20 protein-coding genes are annotated in these 24958 nt (G+C 75.7%); 11 read left to right on the top strand and 9 right to left on the bottom strand.

The annotated features are described in order from the left end of the window. Nucleotides 1–370: 370 nt before the first annotated feature. The 4 genes from CLV72_RS02255 to eno all read right to left on the bottom strand — a co-directional run bounded on the left by CLV72_RS02255 (nucleotide 371) and on the right by eno (nucleotide 3926). Nucleotides 371–1306, bottom strand: a complete 936-nt coding sequence (locus tag CLV72_RS02255) for a Ppx/GppA phosphatase family protein (RefSeq protein WP_106238318.1) — start codon at nucleotides 1304–1306, stop codon at nucleotides 371–373. Continuing rightward, nucleotides 1303–1890, bottom strand: a complete 588-nt coding sequence (locus CLV72_RS02250; RefSeq protein WP_106238315.1) for a DUF501 domain-containing protein — start codon at nucleotides 1888–1890, stop codon at nucleotides 1303–1305. The genes CLV72_RS02255 and CLV72_RS02250 overlap by 4 nt, the downstream gene beginning before the upstream one ends. Then, nucleotides 1890–2300 carry an FtsB family cell division protein gene (locus CLV72_RS33045; protein ID WP_245929817.1) on the bottom strand — a complete coding sequence of 137 codons (411 nt, stop codon included), beginning with the start codon at nucleotides 2298–2300 and terminating at the stop codon, nucleotides 1890–1892. The genes CLV72_RS02250 and CLV72_RS33045 overlap by 1 nt, the downstream gene beginning before the upstream one ends. A gap of 342 nt (nucleotides 2301–2642) precedes the next feature. Continuing rightward, a complete protein-coding gene (gene eno / locus CLV72_RS02240; RefSeq protein ID WP_106238308.1) occupies nucleotides 2643–3926 on the bottom strand; it encodes a phosphopyruvate hydratase in 1284 nt (427 codons plus the stop codon). A 323-nt stretch (nucleotides 3927–4249) separates the two neighbouring features. Between eno and CLV72_RS02235 the strand changes: the two genes are divergently transcribed. Beyond that, entirely contained in the window at nucleotides 4250–5191 is a 942-nt protein-coding gene (locus CLV72_RS02235) for a sulfite exporter TauE/SafE family protein (RefSeq protein ID WP_106238305.1), read from the top strand. 22 nt (nucleotides 5192–5213) lie between these two features. Here CLV72_RS02235 and CLV72_RS02230 read toward each other — a convergent pair whose 3' ends face one another. Then, on the bottom strand, nucleotides 5214–5765 hold the full coding sequence (locus CLV72_RS02230; RefSeq protein WP_106238301.1) for a TetR/AcrR family transcriptional regulator: 552 nt from the start codon (nucleotides 5763–5765) through the stop codon (nucleotides 5214–5216). Between the two features lie 259 nt (nucleotides 5766–6024). Between CLV72_RS02230 and CLV72_RS02225 the strand changes: the two genes are divergently transcribed. Further along, on the top strand, nucleotides 6025–7242 hold the full coding sequence (locus tag CLV72_RS02225; RefSeq protein WP_106238297.1) for an FAD-dependent monooxygenase: 1218 nt from the start codon (nucleotides 6025–6027) through the stop codon (nucleotides 7240–7242). A gap of 4 nt (nucleotides 7243–7246) precedes the next feature. Here CLV72_RS02225 and CLV72_RS02220 read toward each other — a convergent pair whose 3' ends face one another. From CLV72_RS02220 to mfd, 3 genes are read right to left on the bottom strand one after another with little or no spacing between them, the layout of a single operon-like run. Next, entirely contained in the window at nucleotides 7247–8011 is a 765-nt protein-coding gene (locus CLV72_RS02220; RefSeq protein WP_106238295.1) for a nucleoside triphosphate pyrophosphohydrolase, read from the bottom strand. Further along, on the bottom strand, nucleotides 8001–8795 hold the full coding sequence (locus CLV72_RS31645) for a hypothetical protein (protein WP_146159317.1): 795 nt from the start codon (nucleotides 8793–8795) through the stop codon (nucleotides 8001–8003). Before CLV72_RS31645 ends, CLV72_RS02220 begins: the two co-directional genes overlap by 11 nt. 53 nt (nucleotides 8796–8848) lie before the next feature. Beyond that, nucleotides 8849–12454: a transcription-repair coupling factor gene (gene mfd, locus CLV72_RS02205; protein ID WP_106238284.1), complete on the bottom strand. Its 3606-nt coding sequence runs from the start codon at nucleotides 12452–12454 to the stop codon at nucleotides 8849–8851. Nucleotides 12455–12642: 188 nt separating this feature from the next. Here mfd and CLV72_RS02200 point away from each other — a divergent pair, with 188 nt between their 5' ends. Together CLV72_RS02200 and cysC are read left to right on the top strand one after the other, a co-directional pair. Continuing rightward, nucleotides 12643–13548: a class I SAM-dependent methyltransferase gene (locus CLV72_RS02200; RefSeq protein ID WP_106238281.1), complete on the top strand. Its 906-nt coding sequence runs from the start codon at nucleotides 12643–12645 to the stop codon at nucleotides 13546–13548. Between the two features lie 178 nt (nucleotides 13549–13726). Next, nucleotides 13727–15223, top strand: a complete 1497-nt coding sequence (cysC, locus tag CLV72_RS02195; RefSeq protein ID WP_106238277.1) for an adenylyl-sulfate kinase — start codon at nucleotides 13727–13729, stop codon at nucleotides 15221–15223. Here cysC and CLV72_RS02190 read toward each other — a convergent pair whose 3' ends face one another. Beyond that, nucleotides 15224–15829 (bottom strand): Uma2 family endonuclease, encoded by a 606-nt coding sequence (locus CLV72_RS02190; protein ID WP_106238274.1) that lies wholly within the window; start codon nucleotides 15827–15829, stop codon nucleotides 15224–15226. 202 nt (nucleotides 15830–16031) lie between these two features. Here CLV72_RS02190 and CLV72_RS02185 point away from each other — a divergent pair, with 202 nt between their 5' ends. The 7 genes from CLV72_RS02185 to CLV72_RS02155 all read left to right on the top strand — a co-directional run bounded on the left by CLV72_RS02185 (nucleotide 16032) and on the right by CLV72_RS02155 (nucleotide 24952). Next, nucleotides 16032–17732, top strand: a complete 1701-nt coding sequence (locus CLV72_RS02185; RefSeq protein WP_170140844.1) for a lipopolysaccharide biosynthesis protein — start codon at nucleotides 16032–16034, stop codon at nucleotides 17730–17732. A gap of 26 nt (nucleotides 17733–17758) precedes the next feature. Further along, nucleotides 17759–19132 (top strand): ligase, encoded by a 1374-nt coding sequence (locus CLV72_RS02180; protein WP_245929816.1) that lies wholly within the window; start codon nucleotides 17759–17761, stop codon nucleotides 19130–19132. After that, entirely contained in the window at nucleotides 19129–20322 is a 1194-nt protein-coding gene (locus tag CLV72_RS02175) for a phosphotransferase (RefSeq protein ID WP_146159316.1), read from the top strand. The genes CLV72_RS02180 and CLV72_RS02175 overlap by 4 nt, the downstream gene beginning before the upstream one ends. Before the next feature lie 47 nt (nucleotides 20323–20369). Then, entirely contained in the window at nucleotides 20370–21278 is a 909-nt protein-coding gene (locus CLV72_RS02170; protein WP_425428007.1) for a sulfotransferase family protein, read from the top strand. Next, a complete protein-coding gene (locus tag CLV72_RS02165; protein WP_245929815.1) occupies nucleotides 21275–22813 on the top strand; it encodes a lipopolysaccharide biosynthesis protein in 1539 nt (512 codons plus the stop codon). The genes CLV72_RS02170 and CLV72_RS02165 overlap by 4 nt, the downstream gene beginning before the upstream one ends. A 205-nt stretch (nucleotides 22814–23018) precedes the next feature. Beyond that, nucleotides 23019–23474 (top strand): glycosyltransferase family protein, encoded by a 456-nt coding sequence (locus tag CLV72_RS02160; RefSeq protein ID WP_106238258.1) that lies wholly within the window; start codon nucleotides 23019–23021, stop codon nucleotides 23472–23474. Then, entirely contained in the window at nucleotides 23471–24952 is a 1482-nt protein-coding gene (locus tag CLV72_RS02155; protein WP_106238255.1) for a glycosyltransferase, read from the top strand. The genes CLV72_RS02160 and CLV72_RS02155 overlap by 4 nt, the downstream gene beginning before the upstream one ends. Nucleotides 24953–24958: the final 6 nt, after the last annotated feature.

Here is a 24958-nt window from a genome sequence, read left to right as displayed (position 1 = left end):
GCCCTTCCGCTGGCGGGCCTCCCGTTCCCGGAAGTGCCCGGCTTCCACTCTGGAGAACTGCGCGAAAATTTGGCAATAGTTGTCAGCAGAGCAAGCTTCATACTGCGATTCGCCGTCAATCCCGGCGAATCTTTCGCTCTGGCCTTATCGTAGCGAGATCTCCGAGCTTGTGCATCCATTCACAAGCTCTGCTTCAACAGTGCCACAGCGGATCGGAATGGTCCAGACCAATATGGGCCCGGCCAGGCGCGCACGGCGCGGCGCCGACCGCCGCTCACCCCCGCTGAGCAGCGGTTTCGGTGCGCCGCCGGTCCCCCGACCCTCTCAGGGCGGGGCCTGTGAGATGCCTAACCGGACCCTGGGCCGCGGCTCACACCCGGCGGCCGAGCAGCGACCACGCGATGCCGTCGAGGATGTCGTGCTCGCTGACCAGCACCTCGGAGACGTCCAGCCGGCGCATCACCCGGTCCAGGATCAGCGCGCCGGCCGCGATCACGTCGATGCGGCCGGGGTGCATCACCGGGATGCGGGCGCGCTGCTCGCGCGGCAGCGCGAGCAGGTAGGTGCTGACCTCGTACACCTGGCGGGCCGGGATCGAGGAGTGGTGGATGCGCTCGGCGTCGTAGCCGGACAGGCCGAGCGCGATGCCGGCCACCGTGGTGACGGTGCCGGCCAGGCCGACGAGGGTGCGGGCGCTGCGCAGCGGCACGGTGCCGCTGGCCCGCTCGACCGCCGCCTCGATGTCGCCGGTGGCCGCGGCCACCTGCGGCGGCGTCGGCGGGTCGGAGCGGAGCCGCCGCTCGGTGAGCCGCACGCAGCCGATGTCGACGGAGGCCGCGGCCGCCACCTCGGTGCCGCCCAGCACGAACTCGGTGGAGCCGCCGCCGATGTCGACGACCAGGTACGGCTCGGGGAGTTCGCGCCCGGCCAGCTCGGCGGTGGCGCCGGCGAAGGACAGCCGCGCCTCGGCGTCGCCGGTGATCACCTCGGGCTCCACGCCGAGCACGCCGCGCACGCCGTCGATGAACTCCTGGCGGTTGGCGGCGTCGCGGGTGGCGCTGGTGGCGACCATGCGCACCGAGCCCACGGCGTGCTGGTCGATGAGCTTGACGAAGCCGGTGAGCGCGGTGAAGGTGCGCTGCAGCGCCTCGGGGGCGAGCCGGCCGGTCTCGTCCACGCCCTGGCCGAGCCGGACGATCTCCATGCGCCGCTCGATGTCGCGCAGGCCGCCGGTGGCGGGGTCGGGCTCGGCGATCAGCAGCCGGATGGAGTTGGTCCCGCAGTCGATCGCGGCCACACGGGTCATCGGGGGTCCTTGTCGCTGGTGGGCTCGGTGCGGGGGCCGGCGGCCGGGGCGTCGCCGGCGGGGTCGGGCACGCAGGGGCCCGCCGCCCACCACCGCGGCAGCCGGTCGAGCGCGGCGCGGCCGACCGGGTTGGCGCCGGGGTCGGCGAGCTCGTGGGCGACCAGGGCGTGCAGGCACTTCACCCGGTCGGGCATGCCGCCGGCGCTCTGCATGCCGGCCGGCAGCGGCGGGGTGCCGTCGGCGCGGGCCTGGGCGTCGCGGTCGGCGAGGTAGGAGGCGTGCGCGGCGGCGTAGCCGGCGGCGAGTTCGGGCTCGTCGGCCAGCCGGGCGGCCAGTTCGCGCATGACGCCGCCGGATTCCAGGGTGCCGATGGCGCTCGCGGCGCGCGGGCAGGTCAGGTAGTAGAGAGTCGGGAAGGGGGTGCCGTCGTCGAGCCGGGGCGCGGTGGTGACCACGTCGGGCAGGCCGCACGGGCAGCGGTGCGCGACCGCGCGCAGGCCGCGCGGCGGGCGGCCCAGCTGCCCGGCCACCGCCGCGGTGTCGCGGGCGTCCGGGGCTCCGGCGCCCTCGGCACGGGCGGGCATCAGCCGCCCTCCGTTCCGGTGCCGGCCGGCTCCTCGGCGCCGCGCTCGCCGGAGTCGGCGTCCGGGGCGGGCGGCACCCGGTCGGCGGCACGCACCGACTGCCACAGGCGGGAGAACCAGGGGTCGGGATCGGCCTGGGCGGCGTCGGCGCCGGAGCCGGCGAGGTCGTCGCCGCCCACGATCACGTAGGAGCGCTCGCCCGGATAGTGGTAGTGCAGCCGGTTGCGGGCCTCGCGCTCGGTGAAAACGGGATCCTCCAGCTGGTCGCGGCGCTCCTCCAGCGCGGCGATGGCCTCCCGCAGCCGGGCCTGCTCCTCGGCCAGGGCGGCGATCTCGGCCCGCTGCGCGATGTACTCGCGCAGCGGGTACGCGACGCTCAGCGCGATGGCGCACACCACGATGGCCAGCACGGCGGCGCGGCTGGTGAGGTTGGGCCGGCCGCGACGGTCGCGCGGCGGGTCGCCCGAGCCGGCCGCGGTGCGGGCCTGCGCCGGGCGCCTGCCGGATGCGGCGGGCTTGGCCGGCTCGGCGGCGCCGCCCGCCTCGGGCTTAGCGGCTTTGCCGGGCTTGCCCGGCCGGCCCGGCGCGGGCTTCGCACGCGGACGCGGGGACGGCTCGGCCCGGCCCTTCGGCTCCGGCCGACCGGACCGGGGCGTGCCAGGGCGGCGGTCGCCCGCGCCTTTCGGCCGCGGCCCGGGGCGGTCGGGATCGGGTTCGGAGGGCTGGGCTGAGCGCGTCATCGCGGCGTCCGGCTAGCCGGCCTGGCCGGAGCGGGGGAAGGCGGTGCGGCCGGCGTAGGCCGCGGCCTCGTCCAGCTCCTCCTCGATCCGCAGCAGCTGGTTGTACTTGGCCACCCGGTCGCTGCGGGCCGGCGCGCCGGTCTTGATCTGGCCGGCGTTGGTGGCCACCGCGATGTCGGCGATGGTGGTGTCCTCGGTCTCGCCGGAGCGGTGGCTGATGATGTTGGCGTAGCCGCTGCGCGCGGCCAGCGAGACGGCGTCCAGGGTCTCGCTGAGGGTGCCGATCTGGTTCAGCTTGACCAGCAGCGCGTTGGCGGCGCCCTCGGCGATGCCGCGGGCCAGCCGCTCGGAGTTGGTGACGAAGAGGTCGTCGCCGACCAGCTGGACGCGGCCGCCCAGCGAGGAGGTCATCGCCTTCCAGCCGTCCCAGTCCTCCTCGTCCAGCGGGTCCTCGATGGAGACCAGCGGGTAGGAGTCGAGCAGCTCGGTGTAGTAGGAGATCATCTCCTGCGAGCCGCGCACGCCGCCCTCGAAGGTGTAGCCCTCGGCGCCGTGGAACTCCGAGGCGGCGACGTCGAGCGCGAGCGCGATGTCGGTGCCGGGGGCGAAGCCCGCCTTGCCGATGGCCTCCATGATGAGGTCGAGCGCGGCGCGGTTGGCGGGGAGGTTCGGCGCGAAGCCGCCCTCGTCGCCCACGCCGGTGGCCAGGCCCTGCGCCTTGAGCACGGACTTGAGCGCCTGGTAGACCTCGGCGCCCCAGCGCAGCGCCTCGCGGAAGGAGGCGGCGCCGACGGGTGCGATCATGAACTCCTGGATCGCGACATTGGTGTCGGCGTGGGCGCCGCCGTTCATGATGTTCATCAGCGGCACCGGCAGCACGTGGGCGTTGGGCCCGCCGACGTAGCGGAACAGCGGCAGCTCGGCGGCGTCGGCGGCGGCCTTGGCCACCGCGAGCGAGACGCCCAGCAGCGCGTTGGCGCCCAGCCGCGACTTGTCGGGGGTGCCGTCCAGGTCGATGAGGGCGCGGTCGATGAGCCGCTGCTCCTGGGCGTCGGAGCCGACCAGCTCGGGGCCGATCTCGTCCTCGATCCCGGCGATGGCCTTCTCCACGCCCTTGCCACCGAAGCGCTCGTCACCGTCGCGCAGCTCGACGGCCTCGAACCGACCGGTGGAGGCGCCGCTGGGCACGGCCGCGCGGGCCACGCTGCCATCGTCGAGGGCGACCTCGACCTCGACGGTGGGATTGCCGCGGGAGTCGAGGATCTCCCGCGCGATGATGGCGTCGATGGACGACACGGACAGCTCCTTCTCGTGGTCCGGGCCACCCGGCCCGGTGGTGTTCCCCTAAGTCCCCTAGAGCGTAGCGAGTCGTCCGGCGCCGGTGGTCCCGGCACGCGCGGCAGGCGGGGACGAGTCGGGCCGAATCAGCCCGGGACCGGCCGGAACGCCGCGAAGATGAACAGAAATGGTCCAGACCACATACCCGGTGTCGGGCACGGCGGGCACCGGAGCGCAAAACCCACGAAATCGATCGACATTGCCAGGCTTGCGGCATTGACGCGCCTCGACCACTCTCCCTAAAATCCTACTCAAATAGTAGGGATAGGAAGTGCTCGCCCATGCGCGCTCTGGTTCTGCTCGGCATCGTCGGGTTCCTGGCACAGCTGGTGGACGGCAGCCTCGGCATGGCCTACGGGGTCACCTCCACCACGCTGCTGCTGGCCATCGGCACCAATCCGGCCGCCGCCTCGGCGACCGTGCACCTGTCGGAGATCGGCACCACGCTGGCCTCGGGCGTCTCGCACTGGCGCTTCGGCAATGTGGACTGGAAGGTCGTCCGCAGGATCGCGCTGCCGGGCGCCGTCGGCGCCTTCGCCGGCGCCACCTTCCTCAGCTGGCTGTCCACCGAGGCGGCCGAACCGGTCATGGCGGGCATCCTGCTGGCCCTCGGCGTCTACATCCTGGTCAGGTTCACCCTGTGGGGCACCCCGCGGGGCAACCTCGGCAAGCCGCTGCGCAAGCGCTTCCTCGCCCCGCTCGGCCTGGTGGCCGGCTTCGTCGACTCCACCGGCGGCGGCGGATGGGGCCCGGTCGGCACCCCCGCGCTGCTGGCCAGCGGCCGGATCGAGCCGCGCAAGGTGGTCGGCTCCATCGACACCAGCGAGTTCGTGATCGCGCTCGCCGCCAGCCTCGGCTTCCTGATCGGCCTCGGCTCGGAGAACATCGACTTCGCCTGGGTGGGCGTGCTGCTGCTCGGCGGACTCGTCGCCGCCCCGATCGCGGCCTGGCTGGTGCGGCACGTGCCGCCGCGCGTGCTCGGCTCGCTGGTCGGCGGCGTGATCGTGCTGACCAATGTGCGCACCATCCTGCGCAGCGACTGGGTCGCCGCCCCCGAACTGGCGCAGAACCTCGCCTACCTGTTCATCGCGCTGGTCTGGGCCGCCGCCGTCGCCTTCTCCGTGCGGGCCCACCTGGCGCAGCGCAGGCTGGACGCGGAGCGGCCGGCCGCCGGTTCGCGGGAGGCCGGCGGGTCGGACGAGTCGGAGCCGGTGCCGTCCTGACGCGCCGTGCCGCTCCGGGTCCTCACCGGGCCGCCGGGCCGAGCGCCGCGATCGCGGCGTCGAGCGCGGCGGCCCGGAAGTAGTCCGGCGGGTCGTTCAGCATCAGGCAGTCCTGGAGGCCGCCGACGGCGACCGTCGCCCGGGCGAGGTCGGAGGGCGCCGCTACCGGGCCGACCAGAAGCGTGTTCATCCGCTGCCGCCAGCCGAGCACCTGCGGGAGCAGGTCGAGCCGGGCGAGCAGGGAGACATCGCCGAACATCATCTGGAACAGGGCGCGGTGCCGCTGGAGGGCGTCGAAGAATTCCGCGAGCAGCGGGGCGGCCGCCACTTGGCCGCGCTCGTCGGCGCGCGCCTCGGCGGCGGCGAGCACCTCTTCGGTGCCGTCCAGCACCGGCTGGACGATCGCGCGGACCAGTTCCTCCTTCGACCGGAAGTGGTAGTAGAGCGCGGCCTTGGTGATGCCCAGCCGCTCCGCGATCTCCCGCAGGCTGGTCTTCTCGTAGCCCTGGGCGGCGACCAGTTCCCTGGCCACCGCCTGGATCTCCTGCCTGGTGTCGGTCTGGGTCCTCGGCACGCCCGGCCTCTCCGTGATCCCGGGGTCTCCCGGCCTCCCACTGCTCCTGCGGCGGATGACCGGCCGCGTCCGGCCGGTCCGCCGAGTCGAGTGTATCCCGAGGCCAAACCTGCCGCCCGGTAGAAAACTGGCCGACCGGTAAGCAACTTGACGCCCGGTAAGTTGCTTGACGGCCGGTAAGTCGGCTCCGTAGGCTCGCTTCCGTCGCCCGCACCGCGCGGACGGCGGGGCTACGGCGGCCGCACCACGGGGGACCGACATGAACCAGACCGACACTGGCGTACTCGTCTCCGGCGCGGGCGTCGCCGGACTCGCCCTGGCCTACTGGCTGCGACGCTTCGGCTTCCGGCCCACCGTGGTCGAGCACGCTCCCCGGCTGCGCACCGGCGGCTACGGCATCGACCTGCGCGGGGCCGCCGTCGACGTGGCCGAGCGGATGGGCCTGCTCGACACCGTGCGCGCCGCCCGCACCCGGATGCGCGGCATCGCCTATGTGGACGCCGCGGGAGCCACGAAGGTGGAACTGTCCGCCGACGTCTTCGCCGGGGCGGGCCGCGACCGCGATGTCGAGATCCCGCGCGGCGACCTGCTGGAGATCCTGCACCGGGCCACCGCCGACGGGACCGAGTACCTGTTCGGCGACTCCGTCGCCGCCCTCACCGAGGGCGCAGACGGCGTGGAGGTCGCCTTCGAACGCGGCGGCACCCGCCGCTTCGGCCTGGTGGTGGGCGCCGACGGCATGCACTCGCGCGTCCGCGCGCTCGCCTTCGGCCCGGAGACGCGGTACCGGCACCACCTGGGCTACTACATCTCGATCTGCACCGTCCCCGACCGCCTGGGCCGCGAGCACTGGACGCTGCTGCACAACGAGCCGGGCCGGCTGGTGGGCACGGCCCGCGCCGCGAGCGGCGCGCCCACCCACGCGGTCTTCGGCTTCGCCTCGCCCGAGCTGCCCGGCGACCGGGACCCGGCGGTGCAGCGCCGGGCGCTGGCCGACGCCTTCGCCGGGGTCGGCTGGCGGGCGCCGGAGCTGCTGGCCGAGATGGAGCACGCACCCGACTTCTACTTCGACTCCATCAGCCAGATCCGGTTGGACCGCTGGTCGCGGGGGCGGATCGCGCTGGTCGGCGACGCCGGCTACTGCGCCTCGCCGCTGTCGGGCCAGGGCACCAGCCTGGCCCTGGTCGGCGCGTACGTGCTCGCTGGCGAGCTGGCCGCCGCCGGCGGCGACCACGCCGCCGCCTTCGCCCGCTACCAGGAGCGGATGGCCGGGTTCGTCGCCCGGAACCAGAAGGTGGCGCTGTCGGGGGCCGGGACGCTGGCGCCGCGCACCCGCGCCGCGCTGTGGCTGCGCGACCGCACCATCCGCCTGCTCCCGCACCTGCCCCGGCTCAACGGCCTGGCCTCGGCGCTGGACCGGGCCTCCACCGCGATCGAGCTGCCCGACTACGCGCCCACCGGACGCGCGGTCGGCTGAGCCGTCAGTCCCAGTAGGCCCGCCACTGCTCGGGGCTGAGCGAGCGGGGGTCCAGGCCCTCGGCGCGGGCCTTGGCCTCGGCGGCGCGGACCCGGCGGTCGAAGCGGCGGGCCGCGGCGCGCAGGTCGGTCTCGGGATCGCCGCCCCGGCCGCGCTCGGCCAGCACGGCGGCGAACAGCCGGCCGCCGGGCTCGCCGTCGTCGGCCATCACCTCGGGCGGCACCCCGGCCGCCTCGGCGCGCTTGGCCAGCTCGGCGCTGAGCTGGGCGGCGGGCTGGCCGAAGGGGACGCCGGCCAGCACCGAGGGCTCGGCCCCGCCGTCGGGGGCGGCGAGCCGCTTGGCGGCCCGCTCCTCGGCCTTGATGCGGTTCCAGTTGGCCCGGATGTCCTCCAGGCCGCCGACCTCGGCGCCCGCGAAGACGTGGGGATGGCGGCGGACGAGCTTGTCGTTGAGCGCGGCGGCGACGTCGTCGATGGTGAAGCCGCCGGGCCGCTCGGCCGCGATCCGGGCGTGGAAGACGACCTGGAGCAGGACGTCGCCCAGCTCCTCGCGCAGCTCGTCGGGGTCACCGCCCTCGATGGCGTCGAGGGTCTCGTAGGCCTCCTCGATCAGGAAGCGGGCCAGGGTGCGGTGGGTCTTGCCCGCCGTCCAGGGGCACTCCCGGCGCAGCCGGTCCATGGTGGCCACCAGGTCCAGCAGCCGCGCCCCGGGGACCTCGCCGGCTCCGGGGCGCTCCCCGCCCGCGGGCGGATCCGGCTCAGCCGCCATCGGGAGGGATCACACCGCCCATGCCGGGCACCGTCGGCTGCCCGGACTCCTCGGGCGCGGAGACGGCGTTCCACTCCGGGTTGATGCTCAGGGTGGCGGGGTCGAAGGTGCCGTAGCGGGGGTTGACGTCGACCGAGATCTCCTGGGCGGCGGTCTGCACCGCCTGCAGCGCGACCTGCTGGCGGGCCTGGCCCTCCAGCTGGCGATTGATCTCGGCGTCGATCAGCTCCTGCTGGTCGCCGTACATCTGCTGGAGCTGCGGCAGCAGCTGCGCCTCGGCCTGCGGCCGCAGCTGCTCGACCACGGCGGCCAGCTCCTGCTCCGACGCCTGCTCGCCGAGCCGCTGCACCAGCAGCTCGAAGCGGACCACGGAGTCCTGGTGCGCGGGCAGCACGCCCTGGGCGGCCAGCTGCTCGGCGCCGCCCATGGACTCCAGCTGGGCGTCCAGCTCGCCCTGGCTGAACTCCAGCCCGGCCTGCTCAGCGGTGGTGTCGCCGATCACGTACAGAATGCGCTGGCGCAGCACCTCGCCGGAGAGCTGGCCGCGCTGCTCGTCGGTGAGCTGCTGGCCCGACTCCTCGGCCAGCACCGCGATCTCGTCGAGGTCGGCGCGGACGGACTCGGTGCTGATCCGCTCGCCGCCCACGATGGCGGCCGCGCCCGCCTGCTGGGGCCCGCACGCGCTCAGCGCGAGGCCGGCGGCGGCCAGGGCCAGTCCGGCGAGCAGGGTCCGGGCGCGCGGGCGCCGCGGACGGGACGCCGGGGAGGAGGAGTGCGGCAACACGCGGTCGGTTCCTTCCACGAACGTGCGGTATGCGACTGCCAGGGTAGCGCGCGTCACCGTGCGCCCGACCCCGCGGTGCCGCGCCCGGCGCCCACCGGCTCCAGCAGCACGGCGCGCACCAGTTCGGCGCACCAGTCCAGCAGCTCGATGTCGCGCAGCGGCTTGCCGCCGAAGCCCGACGACCTGGGCGCGGGCACCAGCAGGGTGCTGGTCGGCGCCTTGTACACGCTCTTGGGGTACAGCCGCCGCAGCCGCAGCATGCCCGACTCGGGCAGGTTCACCGGCCCGAAGCGCACGGAGGTGCCCTGGAGCACGACGTCGGTGAGTCCGGCGCGCTTGGCGACCACCCGGAAGCGCGCCACCCGCAGCAGGTTGTCGACCGGCTCGGGCGGCTCGCCGTAGCGGTCGGCCAGCTCCTCGCGCACCGCGGCGATCTCGTCGTCGTCGGCGGCGCCCGCGATCCGCTTGTACGCCTCCAGCCGCAGCCGCTCCCCCGCGACGTAGTCGTGCGGGATGTGCGCGTTGACGGGCAACTCGACCCGCGTCTCGACCTCCTCGGCCTGGCGGCCCTCGCCCTTGAGCTCGCGGACCGCCTCGCCGACCATGCGCACGTAGAGGTCGAAGCCGACCCCGGCGATGGTGCCCGACTGCTCGGCGCCCAGGATGTTGCCGGCGCCCCGGATCTCCAGGTCCTTCATGGCGACGTACATGCCCGCGCCCATCTCGGTGTGCTGGGCGACGGTGGCCAGCCGCTCGTGCGCGGTCTCCGTCAGCGGCTTGTCCGGCGGGTACAGGAAGTAGGCGTAGGCCCGCTCCCGGCCCCGGCCCACCCGGCCGCGCAGCTGGTGCAGCTGGGACAGGCCGTAGGTGTCGGCGCGGTCCACGATCAGGGTGTTGGCGTTGGGCACGTCCAGGCCGGACTCGACGATGGTGGTGGAGACCAGCACGTCGAAGTTCTTCTCCCAGAAGTCGACCATCACCCGTTCGAGCTGGTTCTCGTTCATCTGGCCGTGGGCGAAGGCCACCCGCGCCTCGGGCACCAGCCGGCGGATCGTGGCGGTGACGCGGTCGATGGAGGCGACCCGGTTGTGCACGAAGAAGACCTGGCCCTCGCGCATCAGCTCGCGGCGGATGGCGGCGGCGATCTGCTTCTCGTCGTAGCCGCCGACGAAGGTCAGCACGGGGTGCCGCTCCTCGGGCGGGGTGAGGATGGTGGTCATCTCCCGGATGCCGGTGATGCCCATCTCCAGGGTGCGCGGGATCGGGGTGGCCGACATGGACAGCACGTCGACCTGGGTGCGCATCCGCTTCAGGTACTCCTTGTGCTCGACCCCGAAGCGCTGCTCCTCGTCGATGATGATCAGCCCGAGCTGCTTGAAGCGGGTCTCGTTGGACAGCAGCCGGTGGGTGCCGATGACCACGTCCACGCTGCCGTCGCGCAGCCCCTCGAGCGTGGCGCGCGTCTCGGCGTCGGACTGGAAGCGCGACAGCGGCCGCACCACCACGGGGAAGGAGGCGTAGCGCTCGGCGAAGGTGGACAGGTGCTGCTGCACCAGCAGGGTGGTGGGGACGAGCACCGCCACCTGCTTGCCGTCCTGGACGGCCTTGAAGGCGGCGCGCACCGCCACCTCGGTCTTGCCGTAGCCGACGTCGCCGCAGATGAGCCGGTCCATCGGCACCGGCTTGCGCATGTCGGCCTTGACCTCCTCGATGGCGGCCAGCTGGTCGGGGGTCTCCACGTACGGGAAGGCGTCCTCCAGCTCGCGCTGCCAGGGGGTGTCGGGGCCGAAGGCGTGGCCGGGCGAGGCCTGCCGCGCGGAGTACAGCCGGATGAGGTCGCCCGCGATCTGCCGGACGGCCTTGCGGGCGCGCTGCTTGGTCTTGGCCCAGTCGGCGCCGCCCATCCGGCTCAGGGTGGGTGCCTCCCCGCCGACGTAGCGGGTGACCTCCTCCAGTTGGTCGGTGGGGACGAACAGGCGGTCACCCGGCTGGCCGCGCTTGGCGGCCGCGTACTCGATGACCAGGTACTCGCGGGTGGCGCCCTGGACGGTGCGCTGCACCATCTCGATGTAGCGGCCCACGCCGTGCTGCTCGTGCACGACGTAGTCGCCGGTGCGCAGCTGGAGCGGGTCGACGACATTGCGCCGCCTGCTGGGCATCCGGCGCATGTCCTTGGTGGAGGAGCGCTGCCCGACGATGTCGGACTCGGTGAGCACGGCGGTGCGCACCGAGCGCCAGACCGAGCCGCGCTCGATCTGGGCGCACGACACCACCGCGATGGCGGGCGGCGGCGGCTCGCGGACGTCGTCGGCCAGCCGGGCGCCGAGGCCGGCGGCGCGCAGCATCTCCAGCAGCCGCTGGGCGGGGCCGTGGCCCTCGGTGAGCAGCACCACCCGCCACTGCTCGTGCAGCCAGTCCTTGACGTCGGCCAGCGCGCGCTCGGTGTCGCCGCGGTACTCCTCGGCGGCGGTGGCGCCGATGACGAGGGAGTCGTCGTCGGCCGCGGCGCCGGCGGCGCCCTCGTCGGCGGAGAAGGGGGTGACGGTCCACCAGGCCAGGCCGAGGCGGCCGGCGTCGGCGCGGATCTCGGCGATGGACTTGTAGGCGGCCGCGCCGAGGTCGATGGGCGCCTCGCCGCCGGTGGAGGCGGCGATCCAGGACGCCTCCAGGAACTCCTGGCTGGTGGCGACCAGTTCGGCGGCGCGGGTGCGGATCCGCTCGGGGTCGCAGGCGACCACGAAGGCGCCGTCGGGCAGGTAGTCGAGCAGCAGCTCCATGCCGTCGGCGAGGACCGGCGCGAAGGCCTCCATGCCCTCGACGGAGATGCCCTCGGCGAGCTTGTCGAGGATGTCGGCGAGCGCGGGGTGCCGCGCGGACAGCTCGCGGGCCCGCTCGCGCACCTCGGGGGTGAGCAGCAGCTCCCGGCAGGGCGGGGCGAACAGCCCCGCGCCAGGGCCCTCGGTGAGGGCGCCGTCGAGGCTGCGCTGGTCGGCGACCTTGAAGTAGCGGATCTCCTCGACGGTGTCGCCCCAGAACTCCACCCGCAGGGGGTGCTCCTCGGTGGGCGGGAAGACGTCGACGATGCCGCCGCGCACGGCCAGCTCGCCGCGCTTCTCGACCAGGTCGACCCGGGAGTAGCCGGCCTCGACCAGGGCGGTGACCACGTCCTCCAGGTCGGCTTCGTCGCCGGTGCGCAGCCGCACCGGGCGCAGCTCGCCCAGGCCCGACACGATCGGCTGCAGCACGCCGCGCACCGGGGCGACGACGACGCGCAGCGGCGAGGTGAGCGGGTCGGCGGGGTCGGGGTGCGCCAGCCGGCGCAGCACGGCCAGCCGCTGGCCGACCGTGTCGGAGCGGGGCGACAGGCGTTCGTGCGGCAGGGTCTCCCAGGCGGGGAAGAGCGCCACCGCGTCGGGCGGCAGCAGTGAGCGCAGCGCGTCGGCGAGGTCTTCGGCCTCGCGGGCGGTGGCGGTGACCGCGAGCACGGGCTGGCCGGCGCCCGCTGGGGCGTCGGCGGCCAGGCCGCCCACCAGGAACGGGCGCAGCCCGGGCGGGGCGACCAGGTCGAGGTGGGCGACGCCGCCGCTGCGGGCGGCCTCAAGGGCGCGGTTCAGCGCCGGATCGTCGGCGAGGACGGGCAGCAGTCCGGAAAGGTTCATCTCCACTGACCGGGGGATGACGGCGATCCCGACCCGGTCTCGGAGTCGGGTTTGAGCCCCCGGCCCAACTCTATGCGCCGGTGGACGCGGTCGCGCGCGCCGCCACCGAGCGCGTCGGAGCGACCGCTCAGCGTGCCGCCCGGAGTGCTGCCGCCCACTCAGCGTCATATGCGGCTACTCTCTGCATCATGGCGGAGCATGCAGTGGCAGGACCACCGACCGGGCCGAGCGGCGCCGACCCCTTCTCCAAGCGGGTGCGCTTCCACGGCCAGGACCTCGGCTACCGCCGGCTGGCCGTGCTGGACGCGGGCTGCGGGCTGGCGCCGCCGCTGGACCTCGGCCGGCTCGCCGCGCAGGTGGTGGGGGTGGAGACCGACGAGCCGGGGCCGCGCGAGCGGGCGCTGGGCCGCACCGACCTGGCCGAGCTGCACCTGGGCGACCTGCGCACGGTGCCGCTGGGGCAGCGGTGCTTCGACATCGTGCACGCGTCCTTCGTGATCGAGCGGATCGGCCACGCGGAACTGGTGCTCGACCGGCTGGTGGCCGCGCTGCGCCCCGGCGGGCTGCTGCTGCTGCGCTCGCACGACCGCGACTCCCGCTACGGCGTCCTCGACCGGGCGCTGCCCGAGGCGCTGCGCGCCCGGCTGCCGTGGCCGCGCCCGACCGGCCGCCGGGGCGCGGGCGACCGGACCACCTGGACGGAGTGGGCGGCCGAGTTCGGCGTGCTCGGGCGCGGGGGCCGGCCCAGGACGGGCCGCGACGACGGCTACGTGGCGACGCCCACCAGCGCCAAGCCCGAACCGCAGGCGCCGCAGCAGGGGCCCGGCGCCGGGGACGGCGCCCGGCCGCCCGACCGCGGCCCGGCGGTGTACGAGCCGGTGGTCAGCCTCAACGGTGTGCGCGCGTACGCGATCGTGCGCGACCTCGACATCATCGACCAGCACAGCTCCCGCTACCCGCTGCCGGTGCCCGGGCTGGCGGCCCGGCTCGCCGCGGCGCTCGGCCGCGGCACCGACCGCGCGGGCAACCGGATCGCCGACGAGTTCACCCTGGTCCTGCGCAAGCGCGAGAAGCGCGACGCGCGGGTGCTGTAGCGGCGGCGCCGGCCCGGTCGCCTCCCGTCTTACGGGCGGACTCGGCGGCGGGCTGCGGACGTCCGAAACCGGCTGGGCACGCCCGGGGCCCGCTGACATTTCGCCAGGAAGCGGATGGGTCACGGAAAAGCGCCGATCGGCGCGCCTCCGTGCGCGCGGGCCGTCCTACGATGCTGGCATGCTGCCTCACGAGCTGCGCGAACTCCCGGCTCACACCCCGTCCGCCGCCGAACTCGCGGATCTGGAGCTGCTGCTCAACGGCGGCTACCCGCTGCCCGGCTTCCTCGGCGAGGCCGACGCCGAAGCCGTCCGCGCCCGCCGCCGACTGGCCGACGGCACGCCGTGGCCGGTGGCGATCACCCTGCGGCTGCCCGAGGGCGAGCCGGACGCGCCGAGCCTGGTGCTCACCGACCCCGAGGGCACCCCGGTCGCCCGGCTCGACGTCACCGAGCGCTGGGGGCCGCCGGGCGAGCGCCGCGCCGCCGGGCCGGTGCACGCCCTCCGCCCGCCCGCGCACGGCACCTTCCGCGCGCTGCGCCAGGGCCCCGAGGCGGTCCGCGCCCAGCTGGGCACGGCCTCGGCCGTGCTGGCCGTGGTGGCGGGCGGGCCGCTGCACCGCCGCGCCATCGCCCAGCTCCGCCACACCGTGGAGCAGCTCGGCGGGCCGCGCGAGGTCCGCGTCCTGGTGCTGGTGAACCCGGCCGCCGCCCACCCCGTCGCCACCGGCGACGCCCTGGTGCGCACGGTGCGCGCCGCGCTGCCCGAGCTGCCGGCCGGCACCGCGCTGGCCGTGGTGCCGCTGCCCGGCCACGGCGCGCCGCCGGAGGCCGAGCGCGCGCTGGCCGGCCGGGTCGCCGCCGCCTACGGCGCCACCCACCTGCTCAGCGAGCAGCCGCTCCCGCTGGGCGACCGCGCCGCCGAGCAGCCGTCCGTGCTGGTCCCGCCGCTGTGGGTCTACGACACCGACGTCGAGGTGTGGCGCCCGGCCGAGAAGGTGGCGCCCGAGCACGTCCGCGCCGAGCCGGGGCCCGAGGAGCTGGCCGAGCTGCTGGACGCGGGCGAGCCGCTGCCCGACTGGTTCACCCCTCCGGCGGTCGCCGCCGAACTCGCCGCCGCCCGCCCGCCGCGCTCCCGGCGCGGCCTCGTCGTCCTGTTCACCGGCCTGTCCGGCTCGGGCAAGTCCACCGTGGCGCGCGGCCTCGCCGACTCCCTGGCCGAGGCCGGCCGCCGGGTCAGCCTGCTCGACGGCGACGTCGTGCGCCGGCTGCTGTCGGCCGGGCTCGGCTTCTCCCGCTCAGACCGCGAGCTCAACATCCGCCGCATCGGCTACGTCGCCGCCGAGGTCGCCCGGCACGGCGGCGTGGCCGTGTGCGCGCCGATCGCCCCCTACGCCGCCACCCGCGCCGAGGTCCGCGCCATGGCCGAGGAGGTCGGCGGCTTCGTTCTCGTCCACGTCGCCACCCCGATCGAGGTCTGCGAGGCCCGCGACACCAAGGGCCTGTACGCCAAGGCCCGCGCCGGCGAGATCACCGAGTTCACCGGCGTGTCCGACCCCTACGAGGAGCCCGCCGACGCCGACCTCACCGTCGACACCTCCGACCTCACCGTCGACGAGGCCGTCGCCCGCGTCTTCGACCACCTGGTCAAGGACGGCTGGGTCGCGGCCGACGGCTGACTAGGGCTGGCGGCGGCGGGCGTTGACATCCAGCAACGGGATGTCGAGCGGGAACGGCACCGTGGTCTTCAGCCGGTCGTGGAAGATCCCGGTCAGCGCGTACGTGCCGCCGGCCGGGTCGCGCTCGTAGGTGTAGACGACGGCGGAGTCGGGATCGTCGCACTCCACCCGCCAGAAGTGCGGGATACCGGCGGCGGCGTACTTGCGCGGCTTGGTATCACGGTCGCGGTCCTCGGAGTCGGGCGAGACCGCCTCGATCGCGAGCAGCACGTCGGCGGGCAGATAGTAGGTCGATGGCTCGCTGCGATCGAATGCCTCGGTCGTGACGACCACGACGTCGGACTCGGGCACCTGGCGCTTTGCCAGGCGGACCGTCATCTCGCGGTGGGCACGGCACTCAGCCGGAGCCTGCGCGTCGAGCTCCGCGACAAGCAGGTCGATGACCTTGCTGTGCCACTTCTGCCGCGGGCTCATGAAGACGAGGCTCCCGTCGATCAGCTCGGTGTGCCGGGGCAGCCCCTTCAGCTCGAAGAAGGCGTCAGCGGTGAATCCACCCGGCGGAGGGATTACCCAGTCTGGCAGGGGTTCGACGCTCGCCACGCTCATATGTGGAGTCTACGCATTGCGCTAAAACGATACTCGTAAACGGGTGGCAGATCTTTTGCGACCGATCCGCACCTCCCGCTACCGATCCCGCACTCCTCACACGACGCGTGCCGAAGAGACCCTCGAACAACTACTCAAGGTGATTAGATGGTCACTAATCGCACAGAGTCGTCGGAAGTCTGAGGGGCTGATGAGGGTGTCGATGGGGGAACCGCCGGACGCGGCCTCGGCGGCCGGGCCCGCCGATACGACCTTGGGTGACTACGCCGCGCTGCTGCGGCGGCGGTGGTGGATCGTGGCGGGCGGGCTGGCGGCCGGGCTCGCGGTGGCCGGGACGGTCTTCGCGGTGCTGCCGCGCGCCTACACCGCCACCAGCACCGTGCAGGTGGACGCCATGGCGACGTCGACGCCGGCCACCGGGCCCTCCGCCGGGCGGGCCGGCGAGGTGAACCTGGACACCGAGGCGCAGCTGGTCACCTCCGCCGAGGTGGGCGAGCGCGCCATCGCGGCGCTCGGCGGCGGGGTGGGCTACCCCGAGCTGCGCGAGGGCACCGCGGTCACCGTGCCGCCCAACAGCACCGTGCTGGAGATCTCCTACACCGCGCCCACCCCGGAGCGGGCCCGCGACGGGGCGCAGGCGCTGGCCGAGAGCTACCTGGAGCAGCGCCTGGACGTCGGAGAGCGGCAGGTCCGCAGCCGCATCCGGGCGCTGGAGAACGAGATCACCGACCGCACCGACGACCTGGACGCCTGGAGCGAGCGCGCGGCCGAGGCGGCGCCGGGCTCGGCCGACCTGCTGCGCGCCCAGACCCAGCTCCAGGTGCTCGGCACCGACGTGGCCGCGCTGCGCGACCAGATCACCCCGCTGGCCACCGCCGAACTGGTGCCGGGCCGGGTGATCACCGCCGCACGGCCGCCCGAGGCGCCCAGCCGCCCGGTGCCGGTGCTGTGGCTGGGCGGGGGCCTGATGACGGGGCTGCTGGCCGGGCTGGCGCTGGCCTGGTGGACCGACCGGCGCGACCGCTCGGTGCACCGGCCGCAGGACGTCGAGCGGCGGGTCGGCCTGCCGGTGCTGCTCGACCTGCCGCCCGGCTCCGTCGCCGCCACCGGGCCGCTGTCGCCGCACGGCCGGACCGGCCAGGGCTACCACGACCTCGGCCTGTCGGTCGCGGCCACCCTGGGCAGCGGCTCGCATGTCGTGCTGGTGACCGGCACCGGTCCGGGCGGCGCGGCCGACGCCGTGGCGCTGAACCTGGCCGCCGCGCTGGCCCGCACCGGGCACGACACCCTGCTGGTCGGGGCCGACCTCACCGTGCCCGACGACGACGGCGACCGTCCCGGCCTGGCCGAGCTGCTGCTGGCCGCCGCCTACCCGGCCGAGGTCGAGCGGCGGCCCGCGCAGGTGCCCGCGCTGCGGGTGATCGGCCCGGGGCGGCAGCGGGCGCGCGCCGCCGACCTGGTGCAGCGCGGCGCGATGACCCGGCTGATCGAGAAGTTCCGCGCCGGCGCCCGCTACGTGGTGGTGCGCACCGCCGCGACCACCGACCGCGCCGACGCCACCGCCATGGCCGCCGCGGCCGACGCCGCCGTCCTGGTGGTGGAGCTGGGCCGCACCCGCCACGACACGCTCACCGCCGCGGTGGCCAAGCTGTCGCGCCGGGGCGCGGCCGTACTGGGCGCGGTCACCGTCCCGCCCGCGTCGGCCGCCGCACCGGGGCCGGAGATCTCCGCCCCGGTGCCGACCGAGGCCGTGACCGAGAGCCTGCCGCGGGTCACCGACGCCGTCCCGGCCGACCGGGACGGCTCGGCCCCCGCGCCCCGCGCCGCGACGGGCGCGGACGCGGACGCCGCCGGGCAGGCGGCCGAGCCGGAGGCCGGCGCCGCCGCGCTGCCCCGGCCATGAGCCGCGGCGCCGTCCGAGCGCCGACCGTGCCGCCGACCGCCCGCCGCGCCGCGGCGGGCCCGGTCGGCGGGCCCGCCGGCGCGCTGCCGCCGGGCTGGCCGCTGATCGCGATGGTCGGCGGCTACCCGCTGTGGTGGGCGCTGGGACTCGGCCAGTTCGCCTTCTGGCTGTTCGCGGTCCCGATGGCGGTCGAGCTGGTGCGCCGCCCGGCGATCCGGGTGCCGCCGGGCTTCGCGCTGTGGCTGCTCTTCCTGGCCTGGTCACTGTTCGGCCTCGCACTGGTGCACCTGACCCCGCCGGACACGATGCCGGGCTCGGCCGGCTACCTGGGCTTCGCGCTGCGCCAGGTGAACTACCTGGTCGCCACGGTCGTCTGCCTCTACATCGGCAACCTCGGCCGCTCGCGGCTGCCCGACGCGACGGTGGCGCGGCTGCTGGCCTGGCTGTGCGCGGTGACGGTGGCGGGCGGGCTGCTGGGCACCTTCGCCCCGCACTTCTCCTACCCCTCCCCGCTGGAGGCGCTGCTGCCCGAAGGGCTGGCCGGAGACGCCTACCTGCGCGCGCTGCTGCGCCCCACCGCCGCGCAGACCATGGACTTCCTCGGCTACGACGCTCCGCGCGCCTCGGCGCCCTGGGAGTACACCAACACCTGGGCGCAGAACTTCTCGCTGCTGCTGGCCTGGCTGGTCGCGGGCTGGTGGTGCCTGGGCGGGACGGCGCTGCGCTGGGCGGCCGGGATCACCGCGGCGCTGGCCCTGGTGCCCGTCGTGTACTCGATGAACCGCGGGCTGTGGATCGCGCTCGCCCTGGCCGCCGCCTTCGCGGCGCACCGGCTGGCGCGCGCCGGACGCGTCCGCACGCTGCTCGCGACGGGCTGCGCGGCGGCGCTGCTGGCCTCGGCCGTCGCGCTGTCGCCGCTGCTGGACGTGGTGCAGGCCCGCCTGGACAACCCGCACAGCGACGACGGGCGGGAGGCGGCCAGCGCCGCGGCGGTGCGCGCCTCCTTCGGCTCCCCCGTCGTCGGCTGGGGCAGCACCCGGGAGATGCGCGGCAGCGGGCGCTCCATCGCGATCGGCGCAAGCCGCGACTGCCCGCAGTGCGGGAACATGGTGATCGGCAACAACGGCCAGCTCTGGCTGATGCTGATCGCCAACGGCTGGGTCGGCGCGGCGCTCTTCCTCGGCTACTTCGGCTACACCGCCTGGCGCTACCGCGCGGACCGCTCGGCGGTGGGCTCGGCCGCGCTGCTGGGGCTGCTGCTGCCGTTCTGGTTCATGTTCGTCTACACCACGATGCTCGCCGCGCTGATCATCACCATGGCCGGGGTCGCCGTGCTGTGGCGGCGCGAGCGCGAGACGGCACGCGCGGGCTCGCCGCCTGTGCCGAGGGGCGCGCCATGAGCGGTCCGGCGCCCGAGCCGGGCCGCGACCCCTGCGTGGCGGCGCTGTGGCCGGCGCCGGTGCGGCTGGCGGCGTCGACGGGCGGCGCGCCGAGCCGGGCCGGGTACCTGCCGCTGCCCTCGGCGCGGGCGCCCCGGCTGCTGCTGCCGTGGCCGCACCCGCGTGCCGCGGCGCGGGCGGTCGCGAGCACCCGCCGCTTCGGCGCGGCCGCGCTGGGCGCGGCGCTGCGCTGCGGGCTGGCGGACCGGCTGCTCACCGAGCGGCTGCACGTGCTGGCGCCCGACGGCGTCGCGACGATCGAGGAGTGGCTGGCCGGCCTGCTCGGCCGTGAACTCGCGGTAGCGGTGCGGCTCGGCCCGCCGCGCGCCAACCGCAAGCCGGTGCTGCACCTGATGACACCGCGGGGGGCGACGCTGGCCTTCGCCAAGCTGGCCGCCAACGCCCTCACCGCCGAACTCGTGCGGGCGGAGGCGGCGGCGCTGCGGACCCTGGCCGCAGCGCCGCTGCGCCACACCCGGGTGCCGGGGGTGCTGGCGCTGTCGGAGTGGCACGGGCGGCCGCTGCTGGTGCTCGAGGCGCTGCCGGTGCCCGGCCCGGAGCTGACCCGCCGCCCGGCGCGGCTGCGCGCCTGCCTGGCCGAGATCGCCGCCGCCCAGGGCACCCACACCGCGCCGCTGCTGGGCTGCGCCTACCTCAAGGACCTGTACCGGGACCTGGACGGGCTGGCCGCCCGTGGCCCCGAGGCGGCCGAGCCCGCCGCGGCGCTGCGCGCGGTGCTCGACGGCCTGCCCGACGTCGAGCTCGCCTTCGGCGGCTGGCACGGCGACCTCACCCGCGGCAACCTCGCGCCGCACCGCACCGGGGTGCTGGTGTGGGACTGGGAGCGCTACCGGCAGGGCGTCCCCGTCGGCTTCGACGCGCTGCACCTGCGGCTGCAGGACATGGTCAGCGCCCGCGGCCGGGCCGGCCCCGCCGACACCACCGCGCTGTGCGCGTCGGCCGGGCGGCTGCTGCGCCCGTTCGGCGTCGCACCCGCGGCGGCGGGCGTGGTCGCCGCCCTCTACCTCACCGAGATCGCGGTGCGCTACCTGCGCGACCGCCAGGACGACGTGGGCGCGCCGGTGGCCGGGATCGGGCGCTGGCTGCTCCCGCCGCTGCGCAGACACGTCCGTACGCTCCGCCCCCGCTGACGCCGCCCGCGCCGCCCCGGCGCTCCGACACCCGAAGGACTCCGACCGTGGCCTCCCCCCGCCCCGCCCCTCCGCGAGCCCCCGCGCGCCGCGCGCTGCGCTCCGCCGCGCTCGCCGCCGCCCGGGGCGCGTGCCGCGCTGCCGGGCTGCTCAGCGCCGACGCGCGGATGCTGCCCGGCTTCCTCATCGTCGGCGCGCAGCGCTCGGGCACCACCTCCCTGTTCAAGGCGCTGGTCCAGCACGGCAACGTCATCGCGCCGCCGCTGCGCAAGGGGGTGCACTACTTCGACGTCGGCTACCACCGCACGCTCGGCTGGTACCGCTCGCACTTCCCGCTGCTGCGCACGGCGGAGCGGGTGCGGCGGCGCACCGGCGCGCCCGCGCTCACCGGCGAGTCCAGCCCGTACTACCTGTTCCACCCGCTGGCCGCCGAGCGGATCGCCGCCACCCTGCCGCAGGCGCGGCTGCTGGTGGCGGTGCGCGACCCGGTGCAGCGGGCCTACTCCGCGCACGCGCACGAGCGGGCGCGCGGCTTCGAGACGGAGCCCTTCGAGCGCGCGCTGGACCTGGAGCCCGAGCGGCTGGCGGGCGCGCAGCGGCCCGGCGCGGACCCGTCGGCGCTGCCCGCCGCCCTCGCGCACGCCCACCGCCACCACGCCTACCTGGCCAGGGGCCGCTACGCCGAGCAGCTGGAGCGGCTGGAGAAGGCGGTCGGCCGGGACCGGATCCTGGTGGTGGACAGCGGCGACTTCTTCACCGACCCGCGGCCGGTGTTCGCCGCGGTCGAGCGCTTCCTGGGCCTGCCGCCCGCGAACGGCGTCGCCTTCGAGCGGCACAACGCCCGGCCGCGCAGCCCGATGCCCGAACGGCTGCGGGCACGGCTGGACGCGTACTTCGCCCCGCACGACGAGCGGCTGGCCGCCTGGCTGGGACGGACCCCGAGTTGGCGCCGGTGAGCGCCCCGGCCCCCTCCCGCGCCGCCGAGACCGGCGCGGTGCTGCGCGGCGGGGTGCTGAACATGGCCGGGGCGCTGGTCGGCGCGGCGCTGAACGTGGCGATCGTGGTCGCGGTGACCCGCACCCTGTCGACGGCGGAGGCCGGGGTGTTCTTCTCGGCCACCTCGGTGTTCGTGATCGCCGCCGCGGCGGCCTCGCTGGGCTGCACCACCGGGCTGGTCTACTTCATCGCCCGGGTGCGGGCGCGGGGGGCGCCGTGGCTGGTGGTGCGGGTGCTGCGGATCGCCTTCGGGCCGGTGCTGGCCGTCTCGGCGCTGGTCGGGGCGGCGCTGTACGCGTGCGCTCCCGCGCTGGCCGAGGGGCTGCTGCCGGGCGCCCCGCCGCACACCGCCACCTACCTGCGCACCCTCGCCCCCTTCCTGCCGCTCGCGGTGCTCACCGACTCCTGCCTGGCCGCCACGCGCGGGCTTCGGGTGATGCGGGCGACCGTGTACGTCGAGCGGGTGGCGCGGCCCGGCGCGCAGCTGGCGCTGCTGCTGGCCGTCGCCTCCAGCGGCGGCGCCGGGCTGCTCGCGGTGGCCTGGGCGGGCCCGTACCTGCCCGCGGCGGCGCTGGCCGCCTTCTGGCTGCACCGGCTGCTGCGGCGGCACCCGGGCGCGGCGGAGCCCGCGGCCGCCGGAGCGGAGACGGTGCGGCCGCGCGCCTTCTGGGGCTTCACCCTGCCGCGCTCGCTGGCGGACCTGGCCCAGATCAATGTGCAGCGGCTGGGGATCGTGCTGGTCGGCGCCCTGCAGGGCGCCGCGGAGGCGGCGGTTTTCACGGCGGCGACCCGCTTCCTGGTGGTCGGCCAGTTCGGCAACCAGGCGCTCGGCAACGCCGTCTCGCCCCGGCTCTCGGAGCTGCTGGCCGTGGACGAACGGGCCGGGGCCCGGCACCTGTACGAGGTGTCGACGGCCTGGCTGATCTGCGTGAACTGGCCGCTGTACCTGACCGCGACCGTGTACGCGCCGCTGCTGCTGGCCGTCTTCGGCGACGGCTACACCGAGGGGGCCGCCGCGATGGCGCTGCTGGCGGCCGCGCTGCTGGCGGCGACCGGCTGCGGCATGTCGGACCTGGCGCTGACCATGGCGGGCAAGACCGTGTGGAACCTGGTCAACCAGGTGGCGGCGCTGGCGGTGAACGTGGCACTGTGCGTGGTGCTGGTGCCGCGGCTGGGCATCGCGGGGGCGGCGCTGGGCTGGGCCGGGGCGATCCTGGTCCGCAGCGGCCTGCCGCTGCTCCAGCTGCGCGGGCTCGGGCTGCGCCCGCTCAGCCGGGCCGCCGCGGCGGCCGCGGCGGCCTGCCTGGTGTGGTTCCTGCTGCTGCCGCTGGCCGCGCAGGCGCTGCTCGGCGACGGCCTCGGCACCGCCGCCGCCACCCTGGCCGCGGCGGCGGCCGGCTACCTGGCCACGCTCTGGCGCTGGCGCGCGGTCCTGTCGCTGCGCGAGCTGCCGCTGGTGCGCCGCCTGGAGCGGTGGGGACGGGCCCGCGGCTGAGGCGGCGCTGCGGCCGCCCGTGCGGCCAAACACCGGACACCCGGCCCCGAGCATGGCAATATGACCTTGTGTGATCGTGTGACTACACACAGCTGCGGCCTTGTCGCTCCACGCGAACCGCCGGTCCGGGCTCCGGCCGCCCGGACCGGCCCGCCGGGCACCCGCACCCGCGCGCCGCCGACGCCACGCCACCGAAAGGCCCCCGATGCCCGTCCACGCCCTGTTCGTCGCCTCCAGCGGCGGGCACCTCAGCCAGCTGCTCGCCCTGCGCCCCTGGTGGCGGGCGCGGCGACGCACCTGGGTGACCTTCCGGACCGCCGACGCGGTCTCCGCGCTGGCCGGCGAGACGGTGGTCTGGGCACACCACCCCACCACCCGCGACCTGCCCAACCTGCTCCGCAACACCGCCCTGGCCTGGCGCACCCTGCGCCGCGAGCGGCCCGACGTGGTGGTGACCACCGGCGCGGCCGTCGCCTTCCCGTTCTTCGTGCTGGCCCGGCTGCTGGGCGTCCCGACCGTCTACATCGAGGTCTACGACCGGATCGACGCGCCCACCCTCACCACCCGGCTGTGCGCCCCGTTCACCTCCCTGCACCTGGTGCAGTGGCCCGGCCAGCTCGACTTCCTGCCGCGCGCCGTCCACGTCGGGCCGCTGCTGTGAGCCCGCGCCCCCTGGTGCTGGTCACCGTCGGCACCGACTTCCACCCCTTCCGCCGGCTGGCCGCCTGGGCCGACCGGATCGCCGAGCGGCACCCCGGGATCGACGTCCTGGTGCAGCACGGCTCCGCGCCGCCGCCCCGGCACGCCCGGGGCCGCGCCTACCTCGACCACGCCGAGCTGCGCGCCGCCATGGAGCAGGCCGCCGCGGTGGTCTGCCACGGCGGGCCCGCCACCATCACCGAGGCGCGCCGGGCCGGGCGGCTGCCCATCGTCGTCCCCCGCGACCCCCGCCGCGGCGAGCACGTCGACGACCACCAGCTGCGCTTCGTCGCCCGGATGTCCGCCGAGGGCCTGGTGCACGCCTGCGACGGCGAGGAGGAGCTGCGGGCCGCCGTCGACAAGGCGCTCACCTCCCCCGCCGACTTCCGCGCCGAGCCGCCCGCGGCGGGCGCCGGGCCGCGGGACGCCGCCGAGCGCGCCGGACGGCTGATCGACACGCTGGTCGCCACCCGCAGGCCCGCGCCCCCGCCGGCAACCGCACCCGCCCCCGCCGCGCCGGCCGGGCGCCGGCCCGACGTGACCGTGGTGATCCCGACCCGCGACCGCCCCCGGCTGCTGCGCGACGCGCTGGACTCCGTCTGGGCGCAGGACTACCCCGGCGGGGTGCACTGCCTGGTCGTGCACGACCAGTGCGCCCCCGACCCCTCGCTGGCCGCACGCGGGGGATCGCCGCCGCGCAGCACCTCCGTGCTGGTCAACGCCAGGACACCCGGCCTGGCCGGGGCGCGCAACACCGGTCTGCTGGCCGCCGCCACCGAGCTGGTCGCCTTCTGCGACGACGACGACCTGTGGCTGCCCGGCAAACTGCGCCGCCAGGTCGGCGTACTGGCCGCCGACCCCGACGCGCAGCTGGTGTGCTGCGGGATCAGGATCCGCTACGGCGACACGACGGCCGAGCGCAGCCTGGACACCGCCCAGGTCACCCTGGCCGAGCTGCTGCGCTCCCGGCTCACCGAACTGCACCCCTCCACCTTCCTGCTGCGCACCTCGGCGGTGCGCGGCGGCGTCGGGCTGGTGGCCGAGGACATCCCGGGCAGCTACGCGGAGGACTACGAGTTCCTGCTGCGCGCCGCGCGGCAGGCCCCCGTGCGCAACGTGCCCGAGATCGGCGTGCAGGTGCGCTGGCACGCCCGCTCCTACTTCTCCGGACGCTGGGAGACCGTCTCCGGCGCGCTGCGCTGGCTGCTCGACCGCCATCCGGAGCTCCGGCTCCAGCGGCGCGGCCTGGCCCGCGTCACCGGGCAGATCGCCTTCGCCGAGGCGGCGCGCGGCGAGCGCCGCGAAGCGCTGCGCTGGGTCGGCCGCACCCTGCGCACCCGCCCGGCCGAGGCCCGCGCCCACCTCGCCCTGGCCGTGCTGTGCGGCCTCAGCCCCGACGCGGTGCTGCGCGCGCTGCACCGCCGCGGGCGGGGGGTGTAGCCGTGG

This window comes from Allonocardiopsis opalescens, from assembly GCF_003002095.1.
In the GTDB taxonomy this organism is placed as follows: Bacteria; Actinomycetota; Actinomycetes; order Streptosporangiales; family Streptosporangiaceae; genus Allonocardiopsis; species Allonocardiopsis opalescens.
The sequence above is the reverse complement of the archived record's forward strand: the minus strand, read 5'-3'. Positions and strand labels throughout refer to the sequence as shown.